General features: G+C 62.0%; 20 protein-coding genes and 1 tRNA gene. 12 read left to right on the plus strand and 9 right to left on the minus strand.

Annotation, left to right across the window (positions count from 1 at the left end):
* The first annotated feature begins 267 nt into the window (after window positions 1-267).
* On the plus strand, window positions 268-711 hold the full coding sequence (locus VFG26_RS15945) for a thermonuclease family protein (RefSeq protein ID WP_325027016.1): 444 nt from the start codon (window positions 268-270) through the stop codon (window positions 709-711).
* 4 nt (window positions 712-715) lie between these two features.
* Entirely contained in the window at window positions 716-1327 is a 612-nt protein-coding gene (locus VFG26_RS15950) for a glutathione S-transferase (protein WP_325027017.1), read from the plus strand.
* Between the two features lie 30 nt (window positions 1328-1357).
* Here the strand turns inward: VFG26_RS15950 and VFG26_RS15955 are convergent, their stop codons facing one another.
* The gene (locus tag VFG26_RS15955; RefSeq protein ID WP_325027018.1) at window positions 1358-1804 is read right to left on the minus strand and encodes a TIGR01244 family sulfur transferase; all 447 of its coding nucleotides are present in this window, start codon (window positions 1802-1804) and stop codon (window positions 1358-1360) included.
* A 199-nt stretch (window positions 1805-2003) separates the two neighbouring features.
* Here VFG26_RS15955 and VFG26_RS15960 point away from each other — a divergent pair, with 199 nt between their 5' ends.
* Window positions 2004-2501: an Lrp/AsnC family transcriptional regulator gene (locus tag VFG26_RS15960; protein WP_325027039.1), complete on the plus strand. Its 498-nt coding sequence runs from the start codon at window positions 2004-2006 to the stop codon at window positions 2499-2501.
* Window positions 2502-2506: 5 nt separating this feature from the next.
* Here the strand turns inward: VFG26_RS15960 and VFG26_RS15965 are convergent, their stop codons facing one another.
* Window positions 2507-3391: an NAD(P)-dependent oxidoreductase gene (locus VFG26_RS15965; RefSeq protein ID WP_325027019.1), complete on the minus strand. Its 885-nt coding sequence runs from the start codon at window positions 3389-3391 to the stop codon at window positions 2507-2509.
* A 266-nt stretch (window positions 3392-3657) separates the two neighbouring features.
* On the opposite strand from VFG26_RS15965, the gene VFG26_RS15970 reads away from it, so the two are divergent.
* Window positions 3658-4920 carry a threonine ammonia-lyase gene (locus tag VFG26_RS15970; RefSeq protein WP_325027020.1) on the plus strand — a complete coding sequence of 421 codons (1263 nt, stop codon included), beginning with the start codon at window positions 3658-3660 and terminating at the stop codon, window positions 4918-4920.
* 103 nt (window positions 4921-5023) lie between these two features.
* Here the strand turns inward: VFG26_RS15970 and VFG26_RS15975 are convergent, their stop codons facing one another.
* A complete protein-coding gene (locus tag VFG26_RS15975) occupies window positions 5024-5194 on the minus strand; it encodes a hypothetical protein (RefSeq protein ID WP_325027021.1) in 171 nt (56 codons plus the stop codon).
* Between the two features lie 224 nt (window positions 5195-5418).
* Between VFG26_RS15975 and VFG26_RS15980 the strand changes: the two genes are divergently transcribed.
* Both VFG26_RS15980 and VFG26_RS15985 read left to right on the plus strand, forming a co-directional pair.
* Window positions 5419-7746, plus strand: a complete 2328-nt coding sequence (locus VFG26_RS15980; protein ID WP_325027022.1) for a DUF4384 domain-containing protein — start codon at window positions 5419-5421, stop codon at window positions 7744-7746.
* A gap of 279 nt (window positions 7747-8025) precedes the next feature.
* Window positions 8026-9204: a type III PLP-dependent enzyme gene (locus VFG26_RS15985; protein ID WP_325027023.1), complete on the plus strand. Its 1179-nt coding sequence runs from the start codon at window positions 8026-8028 to the stop codon at window positions 9202-9204.
* A 19-nt stretch (window positions 9205-9223) separates the two neighbouring features.
* Here VFG26_RS15985 and msrA read toward each other — a convergent pair whose 3' ends face one another.
* The 4 genes from msrA to VFG26_RS16005 form a co-directional block, all read right to left on the minus strand.
* Complete coding sequence (gene msrA, locus VFG26_RS15990) at window positions 9224-9883, minus strand: peptide-methionine (S)-S-oxide reductase MsrA (protein WP_325027040.1); 660 nt, start codon at window positions 9881-9883, stop codon at window positions 9224-9226.
* A gap of 219 nt (window positions 9884-10102) precedes the next feature.
* Window positions 10103-10699 carry a YceI family protein gene (locus tag VFG26_RS15995; RefSeq protein WP_325027024.1) on the minus strand — a complete coding sequence of 199 codons (597 nt, stop codon included), beginning with the start codon at window positions 10697-10699 and terminating at the stop codon, window positions 10103-10105.
* A gap of 94 nt (window positions 10700-10793) precedes the next feature.
* Window positions 10794-11342 (minus strand): BPSL1445 family SYLF domain-containing lipoprotein, encoded by a 549-nt coding sequence (locus VFG26_RS16000; protein WP_325027025.1) that lies wholly within the window; start codon window positions 11340-11342, stop codon window positions 10794-10796.
* Between the two features lie 166 nt (window positions 11343-11508).
* A tRNA-Val gene (locus tag VFG26_RS16005) sits at window positions 11509-11583 on the minus strand.
* Window positions 11584-11696: 113 nt separating this feature from the next.
* On the opposite strand from VFG26_RS16005, the gene VFG26_RS16010 reads away from it, so the two are divergent.
* On the plus strand, window positions 11697-12116 hold the full coding sequence (locus VFG26_RS16010) for a DUF4260 domain-containing protein (RefSeq protein ID WP_325027026.1): 420 nt from the start codon (window positions 11697-11699) through the stop codon (window positions 12114-12116).
* A 79-nt stretch (window positions 12117-12195) separates the two neighbouring features.
* Here the strand turns inward: VFG26_RS16010 and VFG26_RS16015 are convergent, their stop codons facing one another.
* Window positions 12196-12720: a hypothetical protein gene (locus VFG26_RS16015; RefSeq protein WP_325027027.1), complete on the minus strand. Its 525-nt coding sequence runs from the start codon at window positions 12718-12720 to the stop codon at window positions 12196-12198.
* A gap of 296 nt (window positions 12721-13016) precedes the next feature.
* Here VFG26_RS16015 and VFG26_RS16020 point away from each other — a divergent pair, with 296 nt between their 5' ends.
* Window positions 13017-15329 carry an efflux RND transporter permease subunit gene (locus tag VFG26_RS16020; protein WP_325027028.1) on the plus strand — a complete coding sequence of 771 codons (2313 nt, stop codon included), beginning with the start codon at window positions 13017-13019 and terminating at the stop codon, window positions 15327-15329.
* 89 nt (window positions 15330-15418) lie between these two features.
* The gene (locus tag VFG26_RS16025) at window positions 15419-15796 is read left to right on the plus strand and encodes a DsrE/DsrF/DrsH-like family protein (protein ID WP_325027029.1); all 378 of its coding nucleotides are present in this window, start codon (window positions 15419-15421) and stop codon (window positions 15794-15796) included.
* On the opposite strand, the gene VFG26_RS16030 is transcribed toward VFG26_RS16025, so the two are convergent.
* Window positions 15786-16469: an HAD family hydrolase gene (locus VFG26_RS16030; protein WP_325027030.1), complete on the minus strand. Its 684-nt coding sequence runs from the start codon at window positions 16467-16469 to the stop codon at window positions 15786-15788. The genes VFG26_RS16025 and VFG26_RS16030 overlap by 11 nt on opposite strands.
* Window positions 16470-16627: 158 nt before the next feature.
* Here VFG26_RS16030 and rpiA point away from each other — a divergent pair, with 158 nt between their 5' ends.
* The 3 genes from rpiA to gor form a co-directional block, all read left to right on the plus strand.
* Window positions 16628-17350, plus strand: coding sequence for a ribose-5-phosphate isomerase RpiA (gene rpiA, locus VFG26_RS16035; RefSeq protein ID WP_325027031.1), 723 nt, complete (start codon window positions 16628-16630; stop codon window positions 17348-17350).
* Window positions 17347-17844, plus strand: coding sequence for a DUF2059 domain-containing protein (locus tag VFG26_RS16040; RefSeq protein WP_325027032.1), 498 nt, complete (start codon window positions 17347-17349; stop codon window positions 17842-17844). Before rpiA ends, VFG26_RS16040 begins: the two co-directional genes overlap by 4 nt.
* A 29-nt stretch (window positions 17845-17873) precedes the next feature.
* Window positions 17874-19167: glutathione-disulfide reductase (gor, locus tag VFG26_RS16045; protein ID WP_325027033.1), on the plus strand; the 1294-nt coding region annotated here is incomplete at its 3' end.

A 19167-nucleotide genomic window follows, 5' to 3' on the forward strand; every position in this document is an offset into this window, starting at 1 on the left:
GTGTCGCGTCCTAATCGATGAAAGTGGCACGGACAAAAAAGGTCCGGGCGCCGGCTCGTAAATTGGCGTCAATTTGTTAAAGCAAGACTTAAAGTCTCGCGGAATGGTTGAGGGTGTGAAATGCAACCCAACCCGCCTTGGCGGCGGCCGGCGGCCTCAAGGCGCCGGAATGGCAGGTATTTAAGGCGCGGGACGCCGTATGGAAGGTTCGCCCTGGCGTTAACCCTCCTCGTCGCAGCCATTTTTGCCGGGCGCGACCATTGGCGCTTGCGGCGAGCGCAAGATGATCCGTTCCCGGCAAACGTGACCGGTGTCGCGCGGCCGATCGACGGCGACAGCCTTTGGGTGGCGGGACATGAGGTCCGGCTTCAGGGAATAGATGCACCGGAAGGCCGCCAGACATGCCGTCGCGGCGGGGTGGACTGGGCCTGCGGCGACGAGGCGTACCGCGAGCTCGGCCGCGCCATCGGCGGCGACATCGTGACATGCAACATCAGTCGCAGGGACGCTTACGGGCGGCTCCTCGCCCACTGCTCCGCCGCCGGTCGCGATCTCAACGCTGCGATGGTGCGCATGGGCATAGCCGTGGCTTATGGTGACTACGTCCGGGAGGAGGCCGAGGCCCGGTCATCAGGACGCGGACTGTGGGCGGGCGAATTCGAGGCGCCAAGCAAATGGCGAGCCCAGCATAATTCCAGAAACGGGATGTGAGACATTGCGCATCATCGAGACGCACGCGGCGCCAAGCCCGCGACGGGTGAACATCTTCCTCGCCGAGAAGGGCATCGAGGTCCCGCGCGAGGAAGTGAACATGATGGTCGATGACCTGAAGTCCGGCGACTTCGCGAAGCTCAATCCGTGGGGGCGGGTGCCGGTTCTCATTCTCGATGACGGCCGCGCCATTTCAGAAACAGTCGCCATCTGCCGCTACTTCGAAGAGATCTCGCCCGAGCCTCCGCTGTTTGGCACTGGACCCATCGGCAAAGCCGAGGTCGAGATGTGGAACCGGCGCATCGAGAACGGGCTCTACAACGCAGTCTTCGCCGTGTTCCGGCATCTGCACCCCAAAATGGCGCATCTCGAAGTGCCGCAAATCGCAGAGTGGGGCGAAGCGAACAAGGAAAAGGTCGCGCACGAACTGAAGCTGACCGACGCGCGCCTATCGCAAAGCCGGTTCCTCGCCGGCGATGCCTATTCGATCGCCGACATCACCGCGCTCGTCGCCATCGACTTCATGAAGCCGGCGCGCCTTGGGCGGCCCGACGGCTTCACAAACGTCTTACGGTGGCATGAAGAGGTCTCGGCTCGGCCGAGCGCGAAGGCCTGATTGTCAGCGGCCCTCGCGGGACGCGAGCGATCAGTCTTGCGACTGCCGCGCCCGCGCTGCCTGCGCCTGCAGATCGTCACGGATCAGCCGCAGATCGAAACCGCCGCCGCCGGCAGACGAAAGCACCTCGTCCACGGGATGGGAGCGCGCGGCCGCTGCTGCCCAGACGATGGCTGCCCTCTGCCCGGAGGCGCAATAGGCAAGCGTCCGTTCACCCGATGCGAACTCCTCCGCCGCCCGGCCGACAACATCTTCGGCGAAAAGGTTCTGCCGGGTGACCGGGATATGGAGATAGCTGAGCCCCGCCTCGCGGGCGGCAGCTTCCGCTTCGCGGCTGGGGATCTGGTCCTGCGCTTCCGCGTCGGGACGGAAATTGATCACTTTATCAAAGCCGAGCGCCTTGACGCCGGGGAAGTCGTCTTTGTCGAGCCAACCGCTAATGGACACGCTATCGGAAATGGGCCTGATCGGGGGCATCATGAATATCCGGAGACTGATTATAAGAAGGTGGGAAGTACCCCTACATGAGTTAGCCGCTCCCCTCGATCAAGTGAAAACGAGGTCGATCTAGAAAAAAATACTAATTCTCACGTTGACACCAGCAAATGAGAAAATATTAATTTCAGAATCGCAGATTGAACAAAATCATGTTTCTTGCTCAGAGGGCGGACCAATGTTGGACGAAATGGATGTGAAGATTCTGCGCATCCTGCAGCAGGATTGCACCCGCCCTGTGGCCGATATCGGGAAAGAAGTCGGCCTATCGACCACGCCGTGCTGGCGCCGCGTTCAGAAGCTGGAAGAGTCCGGCGTCATCCAGCGACGCGTCGCAATTCTCGACGCGCAGCAGGTCAATGCCGGCGTCATGGTATTCGTCTCCATCAAAACAGACAAACATTCGCTGACGTGGCTGGAGAAGTTCCACGCCGCCGTCGCCGAGTTCCCTGAAGTCGTCGAGTTCTATCGTATGTCGGGCGAGATCGATTATCTGCTGCGCGTCGCCGTGCCCGACATCGCCGCCTACGACGCCTTCTACAAAAAGCTCATCTCGCGCGTGGACATCGCCAAGGTCTCATCCGCCTTTGCGATGGAGCAGATCAAATACACCACCGCATTGCCATTGCAGTTCGCGATTGCCGAACGCTCATCCAAAGGCGAGCGCGCCGAGGCCTGAATGCCTCAGTCTTGCGGCTTCTTCTGCTGCAGCCGTGCGATGAGGCTCGACGTGTCCCAGCGGCGGCCGCCCATCTCCTGCACCTCGCCGTAGAATTGGTCGACGAGCTTGGCGACAGTCAGGTCCGCGCCGTTCGACGCCGCTTCGTCGAAACAGATCGCAAGATCCTTGCGCATCCAATCGACCGCGAAGCCGAAGTCGAACTTGCGCTCGTGCATCGTCTTCCAGCGGTTGTCCATCTGCCAGGATTGCGCCGCGCCTTTTGAAATCGTGGCAATCAGCGCTTCGACGTCGAGCCCCGCGCATTCTGCGAAGTGAATGGATTCCGACAAGCCCTGCACGAGTCCGGCAATGGCAATCTGGTTCGCCATCTTGGCGAGCTGCCCGGACCCCGACGGACCCATGAGCCGCGCGGTGCGCGCAAAGCTTTTGATCAGCGGCTCGGCCGTCGCGAATGCGTCCGCATCGCCGCCCGCCATCACCGTCAGAATTCCGCCTTCGGCGCCTGCCTGACCGCCAGACACCGGACAATCGAGAGACTTGAGGCCCCGGCCTTCCGCCACCGCGGAGAGCTCCCGCGCCACCTTCGCCGAAGCCGTCGTATGGTCGATGAACACCGAGCCCGCGCGCATCGTCTCGAAAGCCCCGCCGGCTCCCGTCGTCACGCTGCGCAGATCATCATCGTTGCCGACGCAGGCGAATACCGCATCACAGCCGCGCGCCGCTTCAGCAGGCGTTGCCGCAACCTCGCCGCCGAACTGCTCTTTCCATTTTTCCGCTTTGGCCGCTGTGCGATTATAGACCACGACATCATGACCGCCGCGCACCTTCAAATGGCCGGCCATGGGGTAGCCCATGACACCCAGTCCAAGCCACGCCACCTTCGCCATGATGTGATTTTCCCATTTGCCGGATCGATCAGGCCTTTAAACGCTGCGCGCCCCGGCCACAGCCGCAGATCGCAAAAAGAAGCTCCGGGATCAACCCGGATCGTTCGCTGCCGTCCGAGCGCTGCGGCAAGCTTGCGGACAGCTTGGAGGTGGAAAGCTGCAGAGCCAGGCTTATCCCGCGCATTCCACGTCACAAAAAGTGAGGGAGGCGAAGCGTGGTCAGTGTGGTAAGACCTGCAAATCTGAACAAACCGCCCCGGAAGAGTATGACCAAACTAGCGACGATTAACCCTCCCGAGCTTGCCGTCGCCTATGACGACGTCGTCCGCGCTGCCGAAGCCATCCGCGGGGCCGTCATTGCCACGCGCTTCGAGTCGAGCCGCACGTTGAGCGCGCTTTTGAACGCCGAGATTTGGCTCAAGTTCGAAAACTTGCAGTTCACCGCGTCCTACAAAGAACGCGGCGCGCTCAACAAGCTTCTGTCGCTCACCCCCGAGCAGCGCCAGAACGGCGTCATCGCCATGTCGGCCGGCAATCACGCGCAAGGCGTCGCCTACCACGCACATCGGTTGGGCATTCCCGCGACCATCGTCATGCCCGCCTGGACGCCCACGATCAAAGTCGAAAACACGCGCAGCCACGGCGCCAACGTCATTCTCGAAGGCCAGAGCCTCGAGGAGGCTTACGCCTTCGCCGTCGGCCATGGCGCCGAGCATGGACTGACGTTCGTGCACCCCTACAACGATCCGGCGATCATCGCCGGGCAGGGGACGGTCGCCATCGAAATGCTGAAAGCGGCGCCCGATCTCGATGTCCTGATCGTGCCGATCGGCGGCGGTGGCCTCATCTCAGGCATGGCGGTGGCCGCCAAGGCCATTAATCCGAAGATCAAGATTGTCGGCGTCGAGGCGCAGCTCTATCCCTCGATGCTGAATGCCGTGAAAAAGACGAAGCTTCCCGTCGGCGGCGACACGCTGGCCGAAGGCATCGCCGTCACCGCGCCGGGCAGCTTGACCCAGCAGATCATTGAAGAGCTGGTGGACGATATTCTGCTCGTCTCCGAAGCCGATCTCGAACGCGCCGTCTCGCTGCTCATCACCATCGAGAAGACGGTCGTCGAGGGCGCAGGCGCCGCAGGCCTCGCAGCGCTCATTGGCGCCAACAGGCTCTACAAGGGCAAGAAGATCGGCCTCGTGCTCTGCGGCGGCAACATCGACACGCGGCTGCTCGCCAGCGTCTTGACCCGCGAACTCGCACGCGACGGCCGCCTCTCGCGCCTGGCCATCGATATTCCCGATCGTCCGGGCCAGCTTGCGCGCGTATCAGGCATCATCGGTAAGGCCGGCGCCAACGTCGTCGAAGTCTATCACCAGCGCGTATTTACGGACGTGCCCGCGAAAGGCACGGAGCTCAACCTCGTCATCGAAACGCGCGACCGTATGCATCTCGAGCAGGTCGTCTCCGAGCTCAAGGCCAACGGCTACATCGTGCTCGTCAAAAGCACGGGCGCCGCCGGTGGCGCGCCCTAAGTGCACAAAAGAAGGGCCCTGCGCGAGAATGCGAAGGGCCCTTTAGAGATCGGAATGGATCGGAAATAGAAGGATCGGTTCGGGAAGGTTCGAAAGGAAAGTGTTAGTGGGTCGTGGTGGTGCTAGGGATCTGTCCGCGCGGGTGCTGATCGAAAGGACCGGCCGCGAGAGTGCCGATGAGCAGCGCTCCCGTGGCCAGGAAGCACACGATCATGCTTGCCAGTGCCAGACGGTCGGCTGGCGAATTCCGCTCTCCCGCCATCTTGAGGTCCATTTATCTGCCCGCCTCGGTTTGATCTAATGAGGTAAGGTTCTTGTAACCGAACTTTGCATAGCGGTCGATTTGCAACTGCCGGAATGCCTAACTCGTCTTCGTGCGTTTTAACGAATTCTTCATCTCTCTTAACGGCGCCGCTTTAGTCGCGTGCCACGAAGACGCCGCGCCGCGCCTATAGGAGCGGCGAAAATAAAAGAAGCAGGGGCGGGGGCTCTCAGCACGTGCGGTCGAAATACCTGGGTCTTGGCGCTTGCTTGGCCGCGACAGCCTTTGGCATCGCGTTCGCGAGCACAGGCGCGGGCGCGCAAGTTGCGGCCTTCCTCGGCGCGAGCACGGCCATTGCCGTTCCACAGCGTCCCGAGGAGCCGCGCGCGGCGAAAGCCTATTCGGTCTTGGAGACCCATTGCGCCCGCTGCCATCAGACCGGCAAGCTCGAGCAGCCGCTCGCATCGGGCAATCTCGCAAACATTTTGGCGATTGATGATCAGGCGCGGGATCCGGTTCTGGTGAGACCGGGGCTTCCTGACGCCTCGCGCCTCTACGACGTATTCGAAACGCGTCACGCGCCCCTCGACGTCTTTACCGGACCGGAGGCCAAGCCCGAGCCGACGCCCGACGACATCCAGGCCATTCGCCGCTGGATCAAGGATCTGCCGCCCGCCGTGCAGAGCTGCCCGTCACGCCAGCCCGTGCGCCCGACCGAACTGGATAACCTGATGCGCGAAGCCCAACGGCTCGAGCGCGACCAAGGCAAGGACGTGCGCTTCATCTCGCTCGTCCATCTCTACAACTCATGTGCGACGCCGGCAGAAATGTCCGCCTACGCCATGGCGCTGAACAAGCTGATGAACAGCCTCTCCTGGGCGCCAGAGCCTGTGAAGCTGACGCCGCTCGACAGCGCCGGAACGCTCCTCTCCTTCCGTCTTGGGGATTTTGGCTGGGATGAGGCGCGTTGGAAGCCGATTGAAAAGGCCTATCCGCCAGCACTCATCCATACTGTGGCGCCGGATGTGGTGAAGACCGCCGGCACCAGCGCCGTCGTCGTCAACGGCGATTGGCTGGCTGCCGCGGCCGGCGATACGCCGCTCTACTATGCGCTGCTCGGCCTTCCCGCGAAGCTCGCAGACCTCGCGAAGATGAATGGCACCGACATCGCGGCCAACATCAAAGCGGGCTCCGTGCGCCGTCTCGCCGTTCGCGAAAGCCCGGTCACGCGCGGCAATCGCTTGATCGAACGGCATCCGGGCAAAACCGCTGGCCTCTGGCTCGCCTACGACTTCGCCACGAGCAGCGGCGAGCAGAACATCTTCGAGCATCCGCAGGGACCGAAATCGGCAACGACGGCGAAGCAACCATTCCGGCCGGATCAGATTCGCGCGCTCTTCGCGCTGCCGAACGGCTTTTACGCCTTCGCGCTCTTCGATGCCGACGGTAACCGCATCGACGACGCCCTGCCCGGCATAGAGAAGCCCTACAAAGGCATCGGCGCTAATTCCGTCGAACCCGCGACCAAAGCTGGAACCAATTGCTTCGCCTGCCACACGCAGGGACTGGTTCAGGCCAAGGACGACTTCCGCGCCGCTGGCCCAATCGACATTGCCGCGGGCCCTATGACACCGGACCGCCGCGCGGCGCTTCCGCTGTTTGGGACGGACAGCGAGAACGCGCTGCTGATGCTCGGCGGCTGGGATCGCTATCGCGCCGCTGCGAAGATCGCAGGCGTCGATCTCGATGCGAGCGTGCACGGCGCTGAAATCGTGACGGGCCTCGCGCATCGCTATCGCAAAGGCGCCGACTTCGAGGTGGCGTTGGGTGAGACCGGCCTGGAGCGGCAGGAATTCTTGAAGGAACTGACTGAAGCCAAGGGCGCTGCCGCACCTCTGGCGCGACGGCTTCTGCACGGCGTTCTGTCACGCGAGGAAGTCGAACGCCTCTTCTCGCTTCTGAAGGGGAAGGACACGCCGGGCGAGACCGTTGCATCCGGTGGCTTTCTGCGCGAAGCAAAGTCCTCGATCGGCCTCACGATGTGGATCGACAAACCGCGCCCGCAGCCGGGCGACGTCGTCACGATCATGGCCGAAGCCGACAGCGCCTGCTACCTGACCATCATCAGTGTCGATGAAACGGGCGTCGGCACGGTACTTTTCCCGAGCGATTTCCAGCGCGACAACCTCGTCACGGCGGGCGAAGCCGTCAGCGTTCCGCCGCCGGATGCACCCTTCCAATTGCGCTACAAGGCCGAAGGCAGCGAAACGATCCTGGGGCGCTGCTCGACGCGATCCGCACCCCCCGTCGGCATTGAACACGATTTCGAACGCCAGCGTTTCACCGTGCTCGGCAATTGGGAGAACTTCCTCCAGGACACGCTCGTGACGGAGTGGGAAATGCGCACGAACCCCGAGAAGGCGGAGCGTGCCCGCATCGCACGAACGGGCGCTCTTCGCCGTCAGCAGGATCGCGGCGAAACGATTCCCGTGCCGCGCCCGGACGTGGCAGGCTCCACCTCGCTGCGCGACGGCCATGCAGTTCTCGTTCTCGGTCGCAGCTAAAAGGCGATCTCGTGCGTTGAGATCGCCTGAACGCGTGTCTCCCGTCATCGAACAGTCATGGTGATTGGTGCCGAAAGGCATCTGCCGGTGCGTCATTCTCTCCATGCACTCGCTTTGCAGAGAGAATCCGGCAACCTTGGCAGGCGTTTGGGTTGTGAAAGGCTTTACAGCGGGAGCCGGGATACCTAAATGCACCCCTTCAACATTGCATCCAGAGCCGACATAGCTCGGCTGCCGCGAGCGAAACCGGATAGTTCTTCCGCAGGAGGTTCTTTCGCGATGGAGAAGTTTGCCACCGCCCTCGAAATGGTGACCGAGATGAAGCCGGATCTTCCGGTCTTCGCTGCGCGCCCGCATGCCGCTGGCCGCGCCGCCCGCTGGTTCATCAACAATTTCCCGGGCGAAGTCGCGTACGCCTACAAGGCAAACAGCTCTGTCTTCCTCTTGGGCGCGCTCTATGGCGCTGGCATCAAGCAGTTCGACGTGGCCTCGGTGGCCGAACTCGAAGACGCAGCGACCATTCCAGGCGTGCGGCTTCACTTCATGCATCCGGTGAAATCGCGCTACGCGATCCGCCGCGCCTACTTCGATTACGACATCAAATGCTTCGCCCTCGATAGCGAGGAGGAGCTGCAGAAGATCGTCGAGGAGACCGAAGGCGCGAAAGATCTCGAGCTCTTCGTGCGCGTCTCGGTGCCGGCCAAGAACAGCCGCGTGCCCCTCGAACATAAGTTCGGGATCACAGGCCAGCGCGCGCAGCGCCTGCTCGTCAAAACGCGCCAGGTCGCTGACGAACTCGGCATCACCTTCCACGTCGGCTCGCAGACGACGACGCCCGACGCCTACACAATGGCGTTCGAGGAAGTCAAAAAGCTGATCGTGAAGGCCGGCGTCGTCGTGGACGCAATCGACATCGGTGGCGGGTTTCCCTCCCGCTACACTGACAGCGTTCCCGCACGCCTGTCGGACTTCATCGACGTCATCAAATCTTCAATGGCGAAGATGCCGGTGACCGAGCATTGCCGTCTCATTTGCGAGCCGGGCAGGGCGCTTGTCGCCGAAGCCGAGAGCTTGATCGTGAAGGTCGATCTCAGGAAGCCTGGCAATCAGCTCTTCATCAACGATGGCTCGTACGGCGCGCTGTTCGACAGCGCGCACTTAGGGTTTATCTTCCCCGTTCGTTTGATCCGTCCGGGTCTCGACCCGAACGAGCCGCTTGAGCCGTTCGAGTTCTGGGGGCCGACGTGCGATTCGATCGACCACATGAAGGGACCCTTCATGCTGCCCGCCTCCGTTCGCGAAGGCGACTACATCGAGATCGGTAACCTCGGCGCCTACGCGCGCGCCATGGCCACGCGCTTCAACGGCTACGGCGAATACACCGACGTCATCCTGCAGGATGAGCCGATGTACTCGATCTACACCGAGGATCTCGAGCCCATCGCCCGCAACGCCTGATAAGGTGCGGGCACCGGCTTCAGTTCGTTGATTTCGAAACCGGCGTCAGCACTGGATCGGCCCGGTAGTTGTCCGGGAAGAGCTTCTTCAGGTTCTCGACCTTCGGCATGTCGTTGATGACGATGTACGGATAGGTCGGGTTCAGCGTCAGAAAGTTCTGATGATAGTCCTCGGCCGCGTAGAACGTGCGGCCGGGCTCGATCGTCGTCTTGATCGCAGCCGGAAAGACGTGGGCATCCCCGAGCTGAGCGATATAGCCCTCGGCGATCCGCGCCTGCTCCGGCGTCTGCGGAAAAATCGTTGAGCGGTATTGCGTGCCGCTATCCGGTCCCTGGCGATTCAGCAACGTCGGATCGTGCGCCACCGAGAAGTAGATCTGCAGCAGCTTGCCGTAGCTCACGGTCTTCGGATCGAACCTGATCTGCACGGATTCCGCGTGCCCCGTATCGCCAGTTCCCACAGCACTGTAGCGAGCATCTTCCTGTTTGCCGCCGGTATAGCCCGACGTCGCGCTGAGCACGCCTTTGACGTGCTGGAAAACACCTTGAACGCCCCAGAAGCAGCCGCCCGCGAGAACGGCTGTCTCCGCACCAGACGCGGGCGCCGCGCGCTCGTCGGCAATGGGCGCAGGAATAGGAACCCCTTCCTCAGCGGCCGGCCGGGTTTCATTCAGCACCATGAAAAGGCCGAACACCGCGACCGTTGCCGTGAGCCAGTAGAACCATCGATCGAATTTCAAAAACGCTTTGCTGGGCAATGACATGAGGATCACTCCGGCAGTGAGGCTGCGCTGATGCCGCGTTTGGTGCCCGATGAGGCAACGCGCCCGAGGCACACAAGCTCCGTACGCCGCAGGCGAGGCGCTCGTTACCGGCGCATCCAAAATCTCAAATCCGGACTAACGCTTCTTCCGGATGATGGCGTGGATCTCGATCTCGATGTCATCGGCCACCAGGGCCCGATAGGCCGTCATATTGAAAGCGCTCCGCTGCAGCCGCCCGCGCGCCACGAACGTCTCCGCGTCGGCTGCGTTCTTCAGCGCCGGATCCTCATCCGGCTGGAATGAAACCGCCAACGTGATCGGCTTCGTGATGCCCTTCAGTGTGATGTCGCCCGTCATCACCGCCGTATCCGGGCCGGTCGGGCGTACGCTTCGGCTTTTGAATGTCATCACGGGCTCGGCCGCGACGTCGAAGAAATCGCTGCCCTTCAGTTCGGCATCAATCAACGGCTCGGCGGTCGAGAGGCTATCAGTCGCTATGTTCGCAACGACCCGGGCCCGCTCCGGCGACTTCTGGTCGAATTGCACGCTGCCGTCGACACGCGCGAAGCGCCCTTTCTGCTTCACGAACAATCCGACCGTATAGACGAAGCGGACTTCCGTCCGCCGCGTATCGAAGACATAGAGATCGGCGTGCGCCGCGCCGCTTGTAATGCCCACGGCGATAAAAACGGCCGCGCAAAACGCGCAACCCTTCAAAAATGAATTTCGCATGCATGCTCCATCGTGAACGGAGGAAGCTGCACTCAAATTGACCAGCCGGGCTGTTCCGCAGGGAACAACCCGGCCAAAAATTACGATTCCGGACTTACTTCGAAATACGTGAGATCTTCGAACCCTCGAGCGTCAGATTATACATCAGACCCTTGGGATCGAGAACGAACCCGACAACCGGGCTCGTAATTTTGTTGGTATCGACCGAACCCCCGACGCCGACCGTGATGATCGCAACCGACCCGTCGACGCCGACCTTCCAGCCGGCCGTGAGGCGGAATTGCTCGAGCGCTTCCGGTGTCATGAACGCGATGATGACTGACCGCGCCTGCACGCCGAGCTGAAACCCGAACGACGCCGATACCGAATTGTAGTATCCGGCGTTGCGGCCATGGATGAGCAGGGCGCCTTCGCCGTATTCGCCGCCAAAGCCGATGCCGGCTTTCACGATCGACGGGAAGACGAGAATGCCTGCCGCCTTGCTCGCAAGTTCGCGCGCGCCCCCAACCTTGTAGAAAAACCGCTCCAGCGTCTCATGCACTTCCGCATCGATTTCCGGCGCGGATGCAGCGCGGCTTTCATGCACGGACATGAAAATCGCGCACAGTGAGAACAGCGCGACGCTCATTCCCTTGATAGACATTTTGTAATTCTCCCTCGGAACCCCGGCTAACTTAGTGACGCCGCTTCATGGCCGAATTCGCACTGAGTGTGGCGAAATCGGGATAAATGCTGCTCAGTGGCAGAATGAAGCGCCCATACGCCCTATCGCGCTGCGAAAGGCGGTCCCTGGTCTCTGATGTTAAGAATGGTGGGCGGTATAGGGATTGAACCTATGACCCCACGCGTGTGAAGCGTGTGCTCTACCGCTGAGCTAACCGCCCGATTTGGGAAACGCCATATGCGAGGCGCCGCGATGACCTGTCAAGCGGTCTGCTCGCCTGAAATGTCCTAGTTTGATTTTGCGCCAGCTCTTTTGAGATGATGGACCGAATTGATGTCAAAGCCTATCGATAACGCAGTTGAAGCCGGGCCCCGTATGCTGCTGCGCCTTGAGGCGGCAGCAATATTCATCGCCCTAGCCTTTGCCTATTTCGCGTGGAGTGGGAACTCCTGGTGGCTCTTTGGCGCGCTCTTCCTCGTTCCTGACCTCAGCATGCTTGGCTATCTCGTGGGCGCGCGTATAGGGGCTGCCGTCTACAACACGGCCCACACCTATGTCGGGCCGGTCCTGTTGGGTGGTGCGGGCTTCCTCCTCGGTAATTCATTGCTTCCCTGGTTCGCCGTCATTTGGGCTTCGCACATCGCCTTCGACCGGATGCTGGGCTATGGCCTGAAATATTCGAGCGGCTTCAAGTTCACCCACCTCGGCACAATAGGGACGGCCGAGTCCCCACCAGGATCGCCCGCCGCCTGATTCTGTAACCCTAGGTTAGTCATCCCGGGCGAGCCCTCTTGCGAGACCCGGGACCCACCTCTGCCCGCTCAGCCAAAAATTACGGCTTCGCGGCACCCGGAACGACCGTGGCCGTGGAGAGAATAGCCTCGATCGCAGCGCGGCTCGCGCGGCCGGCCTCGATCTCGCTCTTGGGCGCATAAGCGGTCACGATCGCCGCGCGGCCTTCCCCGCCAATGACGAGCAGGAACCGCGACTCAGGACCCTTGTCCCCCTTGGCGTCCGCCAGCACGTACGTGTAGGAGCCCTCGCGCTTCAACGCGCCGTCGGCGTAAGCCGCGTTCGTGTATTTGAGGCTCGCGAGAAAATCGAGAAACGCTTGGCCCTTGAATTCCTGCAGCGCCATCGTCGGAAGCTCCGCCACCTCGATCGTAATTCCGGAAGCATCCTGCTGTATGGCCGGGACACCACCGGCGGCTGCTTTGAAATCGTCGGGTACGTCGAACGCAACCGGGCCGACGGTCATCTTCTTCATCGCAAAGGCGCTGTTCGCGCCCGCGAACGTCACGGCGATTGCCGCAAGGAAGGCTACGGCGGCAAGCTGAAAAGACGGGAATCTGAGCATGGAGGATCCTTGATCCGGAGGAGGGGGAGATCGCCACTGAGCCTCTTCCATAACCGGCAGCCATCACGCAAGTGAACTCTGCGAATCACTTACGCCACCCGGGACCCACGCCTGTCTCTAGCAAAAGTTGTCGGTTGCGCGCCGCACGCTTCAATACTGCGAAGATATGCCTGGATTGCCCGCCATGTAGTTCTTGCACCCAGCCCCAGCAAAATGCGATGTCTCCCGTCAAACACGAGACGATTGCAGGGGGCGCCTGGGCGGCTTCTTAGATCGAAGTCGTTGGGGAGGATGCTTTGACGCCGACGGAGCCGCAACGCCCGCATCTGATCTCATTGGGCTTGAACAAGCTCGGCCTCATCGGGATCAAAGCGCCGATCCTCGCAGCGCTCATCGTCGCGCTCATCACCGCCGCGGCGGTCACGGGCCTGACGCGCCTCAAAGTCGACGACAGCCTGTCTGAGCTGTTCCGCACGAACACGCCCGAATTCAAGACCTACGAAGAGATCGACCGCCGCTTCCCGTCGAGCGAATACGATGTGCTGGTCGTCGTCGAAGGCAAGAACCTGCTGACCCACGACGGCCTCAAGGCCTTCGCAACCGCCGCCGCCGATCTGCAGCTGGCCGACGGCGTCAACGGCATCGTCTCGATGCTGTCGGCCCGCGGCAAGCCCGATCCCACGGGATACGCGCCGCCCATCGTACCGGATGAATTGCCCGACGGACCCGAGTTCGACCAGATCCTGGAAGCGCTGAAGACGAACGACATCGTCAAAGGCAAGTTCTTGTCGGAAGACGGTCAGCTCGCGCTCATGGTGCTCTCGCTCAATCGCGAGATGGTCGCGGAGAAGTCCGCCAAAACCGTCATCGGCGACATCGAGCAGACCGCGAAGGAAGATCTGGAACCGGCAGGCCTCAGCGTAAAGCTCGCCGGCGCACCGGTGATGCAACTTGAAATCCGCAACGCCGTCGAGCGCGATCAGATCGTCTACAACGGCCTCGGCCTGCTGTTCGGCGCCGCCATCGCCGCGCTCTTCTTCCGCCGCGTATCGCTGATGCTCGTCGCGGCGCTGCCGCCCGTCATCGCGGTGTGCTGGTCGCTGGGGCTGCTCGGCTGGCTGAACTTCAAGCTCAACCTCTTCCTCAACGTCATGACGCCGCTCATCCTGGTGATGGGCTTCGCCGACAGCATGCAGATGGTGTCCGCCATCCGCATCCGCCTGCGCGAGGGCGACAGCAAGCTGCAAGCCGTGACGTTCGCGGTGAACGTCGTCGGCCCCGCCTGCGTATTGGCGCACGGCGCGACGCTTCTCGCGTTCCTCGCTCTTCTCTTCTCCGAATCGGGTCTCATCCGCACGTTCGGCGAAGCGGGCGCGATGGCCGTCTGCATCTCCTTCGTCGCCGTGATCGTCGTCCTGCCGATTCTCGGGCTTCTCTTCATCCGCAATGAAAAGACGCTGGCGCGCGACCACGCACCCGCCGACGGCATGATGGATGCGCTAGGCACGTTCGTCGGCGCCATCGTCGATCGCGTGATCAAGCATTCGGTCATCTACACGCTTCTGGGCATCGGCCTGTTCGTCTACTTCGCCTCGCTCCATCTGCAACTCGAGCCGCGTTACCGCCTCGCCGATCAGGTGCCGGACCGCGAGCAGGCGCTCGCCGCCACCGGCCGCATCGATTCGAAGCTCACCGGCGCCAATCCCTTCCATGTGATGATCCAATGGAAGAACGGCGCCAGCCTCTATGATCCGGGCACCCTGAAGGTGATCGAGGAAACCCACCTCGCGCTTGAGAAAGCCGCGGGCCTCGGCAACGTCTGGTCGCTCGAAAGCCTCCGCCGCTGGCTCCGCGAAAACGGCAACGACAACGTCGAGACCATCCAGAAGTACGTCAAACTGCTTCCCGACCACCTGGTCCGCCGCTTCATTGCGAAAGAGCAGGATGCCGTGCTCGTGACCGGCCGCTTGCCGGACGTCGACGCCAGCCAAATCCTGCCGCTCGTCCATAAGGTCGACGAAGCGCTCGATCCGGTCCGCAAAGCCTATCCGGCTTATGAGATCTCGGTCACCGGCTTGCCCGCGATTGCCGCCCGCAACAGCCACCGCATGATCTCGCAGCTCGACGAGAGCATCCCGATCTGCGTGCTCATCGCGGCAGTCCTGCTCGCCATCGCGTTCCGCTCGTTCTTCGTCGGCTTCATCAGCCTGTTGCCGGGTCTCTTCCCGGTCGTCACGACGGGCGCGATGCTGTGGTTCTTCTCAGGCGGGCTCGAATTCTCCTCCGTCGTCGCGTTGATCGTGGTGTTCGGATTGGGCGTGGATGCGCTCATTCACTTCATGAATCGTCTGCGGCTTGAAGAGAAGCCGGGCGTGCCTCCCGAAGTCGCGATCCGCAATGCCCGCGTGCTCGTCGGTCCCGCCATCATTCTGACGACCATCGTTCTGGCCTTCGGCCTGGGCGTAACGGTCTTCTCCGAGCTGCCGTCGCTCCGTCTTTTCGGGCTCGTCTGCGGTGTGACGCTGATGGCGTCCCTCGTTGCCGATCTCGTCTTCCTGCCGGCGACAATTCTCGTCTACCGCCGCTATATCAGCGGCCACGACGTCTAGCGGGCGCTGCGATAAGGCGTCGGCGGTTGCGGCCGCCCGCGCCATAAGCGTAGTCTTACCGGCATCGTCATCGGCAACGAGAGGCCGCGATGCCCCAGAAGCTCGTGATCATTCTGGCCAACACCGATCCGCAGAGCGGGGAGGGGTTGAGCGCGCCGCTCTTCCAGGCCGCCGTCGCCGCCGGCATGGATTATCAGGTCGAGGTCGTCTGCACCGGCACGGCCGCCAAGCTGCTTCGCGCCGGCGCCGCCGAGGCCATCCGCATCAAGCCCGACGAAAAGCGCTCGATCTACGATTTCATCAAGGAAGGGCACGCGGCGGGCGTGAAGTTCTACTGCTTCTCACCGGGGCTCGACGTCTGTTCCATGCGCAAGGAAGATCTCATCCCCGAATGCAGCGGCGTGCTCGGAGCCGCGCACTTCATAGAAGAGATCATGTCGAGCGACTGCCGGGTGCTCACGTATTGACGGCGGTTCCGAGAAATCTTCTCAGAGCGTCCGGCAGGTGGCGGTAATCGTCGATGATGGCATCGGGCCCGAACGACGCCACCGGATCGACGCTATAGCCGAAGCTCACCGCCACGATGGGCACCTGCGCCGCCTTCGCCGTTTTGATGTCCGTCTCGCTGTCCCCGATCATGATGCTCGCATGGGGAGCGCCACCGGCCCGCGCGATCGTACCGGTGAGGTGTAAGGGATCGGGCTTGTACGCGCCTAGCGTATCGCGCCCGGTGAGCGCCGAGAAATAATGGTCGAGCTTCATCGCCTCGAGTACGGCGCGCGCCTGCATCTCCATTTTGTTCGTACACACCGCAAGCGTCGCGCCTTCGCCCTTCAGCCGCTCGAGCGTATCGATCACGTGCGGGTAGGGAACGCTGTAGTCGGCGAGATGCGCCGTGTAATAGATAATGAACACTTCGAACAGATCGTGCAGTTCCCGCTCCGACAGCTTCCGCCCGTGCGCCTTCACCGCGCCCTCGATCATCGCCAGCGCGCCGTGCCCGACGAACGGCCGGATCTGCAGTTCGTCGATGCGGTCAAGGCCAAGCGTCGAGAGAACGTGATTCGTCGCCTCCGCAAGATCGGGCGCCGTATCGACGAGCGTACCGTCGAGGTCGAAGACGATTGTCCAGCCCTGCATGAATTCTCCTCGCGTTTTCAAGGCAGCGTAGTGACGCCCGCTGGTCCTGTCACGGTGTCACGAGGACCCGCAGCAGCCGCTGGCTTGAAAGAGCCGCGTCCGCAGCCTAGAGAGGTCCCCGCGCGAGGGCGCTGATTTTCACAAAGTTCGAGGCCGAAATGAGCACTGACGATTGGAAGCGACAAGCAGCAGAGCAGGCGCTGACGTACGTCGAAGACGGGATGAAGCTCGGCCTCGGCACGGGCTCGACGGCGTCGAAATTCGTGGACCTTCTGGGCGAGAAGGTCAAAGCCGGCCTCAAGGTCACCTGCGTTCCGACCTCGGAAGCAACCCGCGCTCAGGCCGCCGCGCTCGGCATCCCGCTGACGACGCTGGATGAGACGCCGTTTCTGGATCTGACGGTCGATGGCGCCGATGAACTCGATGAAGATCTGCGCCTCGTCAAAGGCGGCGGCGGCGCCCTTCTGCGCGAAAAGATCGTGGCCGTCGCCTCCGGCCGCGTCGTCATCATCGCCGACAATTCCAAGCTCGTCGAAACGCTGGGCCGCTTTCCCCTGCCGCTCGAAGTCGTCCCCTTCGGGCTGGCCGCCACCGAGCAGCTCGTCATCAAGCTCGCCGCCGACTCTGGCTGCGAAGGCGAGGTGAAACTGCGCACCGGTGCGGATGGCAAACCCTTCGTTACCGATAACGGCAACTACATCCTCGACTGTTCTTTTGGCGCGATAGAGGATCCCGAAGCCCTTGACGACGCTTTGAAGCTTGTGCCCGGCATCGTCGAGACGGGCCTGTTTTTGGGAATTGCAGACGTCGGCATCGTTGCCGGCCCCAAAGGCGTTGAAGTCATATCCGGGATAGACGACGATTTCGAAGAGGACGAATGACCATGCCCCACGCCCTCCGCATCATTGCGCTGTGCCTTGTTTTCTTCTCCGGCGCAGCTTTCGCTGAAGACCCCAAGCCCGCTGAGCCCGACCCCGCGCGTGTGGCCGCCGCCCGCGATCTTCTTGAAGTCACCGGCGTCACCAAGCAGATGGATGGCATGGCGCAAGCCATGACGCGCGGTTTCGCGAAAGGCGCCAACGCCAGTTCCTCCGAAGCCGGCAAGAAGATGTCAGATCAGTTCGACGAGAGCATGAAGAAGCTTCTCGCCTACCAGGACCAGATGATCACCGACTTCGCCAATCTCTATGCCGAGACGTTCACGGCTGAGGAAATGAAGGCCGTCGCCGATTTCTATCGTTCGGGTCCCGGCGCCAAGTTCGTCGCCAAGACGCCGGAACTGATGAAGAAGGGCGCCGAAATCGGCATGAAATATTCCAACAAGATCGCGGAGGAGATGAAGGCGCAGCAGGCGCCGCAGCCCGCGCCGCAATAAGCTGCAGAGAATTCAAGTCAGGCCAGGTAATGACAAACTTCGACTTCGACCTTTTCGTCATCGGCGCTGGCTCCGGTGGCGTCAGAGCCGCGCGCATTGCCGCCACTTATGGCGCCAAGGTTGCCATCGCCGAGGAGTATCGCGTCGGCGGCACCTGCGTGATCCGCGGCTGCGTGCCCAAGAAGCTTCTGGTCTACGCGTCGCGCTTTGCCGATGATTTCGAGGATGCGGCCGGCTATGGCTGGCATCTCGACAGCAAACCGGTATTCGACTGGCCGACGCTGATCGCCAACAAGGACCGCGAGATCGACCGGCTCGAGGCGGCCTATGTCACCAATCTCGAACGCTCGGGCGCGCGGATCGTGCGCAGCCGTGCGGTGCTGGAAGACGCCCATCGCGTGCGGCTGGTCGCCACTGGCGAGGTGGTGCGCGCGAAATACATCCTGATCGCGACCGGCGGCTGGCCATATCCGGGTGCCGATATCGCCGGGATCGAGCATGTCATCTCGTCGAATGAAGCTTTCCACCTGAAACAGATGCCCAAACGCATCCTGATTCAGGGCGGCGGCTATATCGCGGTGGAATTCGCCGGCATTTTCCGCGGCCTCGGCTCGGAGGTGACGCTGGTCTATCGCGGCGACAACATCCTGCGCGGCTTCGACGACGACGTGCGCGAGCATTTGCGCAACGAGATGACCAAGCGCGGCATCAACATCGTCACGCGCAAGACGGTCGAGGGCATCGAAAAAGTCGATCGCGGCTTGTGCGTGCAATTGTCCGATCATGAAAGCGTGCTGGTCGATCAGGTCATGTTCGCGACCGGGCGGCGGCCGAATATCGCCGGGCTCGGTCTTGAGAAGGTTGGCGTGGCGCTGAACGAGAAGGGCGCGATTAAGGTCGACCGTTATTCGCAGACCAGCGTGCCCTCGATCTATGCCGTTGGCGATGTCACCGACCGTGTGGCGCTGACGCCGGTGGCGATCCGCGAAGGCCATGCCTTCTCCGATACGGTTTTCGACGGAAAGACGATTGCGGTCGACCATTCCGACATTCCGACGGCGGTCTTCTCCGAGCCGGAAGTCGGCGTGATCGGTCTGACCGAAGCCGAAGCCCGCAGCCGCTTCGACCGGGTCGATATCTACAAGACCAGCTTCCGGCCGATGAAGGCGACGCTGGCCGCGCGCGACACGCGTTCGTTCTTCAAGCTGATCGTTGATGGCACGACCGATCGTGTGCTCGGATGTCACATCGTCGGACCGGATGCCGGCGAATTAATCCAGGTCGTCGGTATCGCGATCAAGATGCGCGCGACCAAGGCCGATT

It is taken from the genome of Hyphomicrobium sp., assembly GCF_035687085.1.
Lineage (GTDB): Bacteria > Pseudomonadota > Alphaproteobacteria > Rhizobiales > Hyphomicrobiaceae > Hyphomicrobium_B.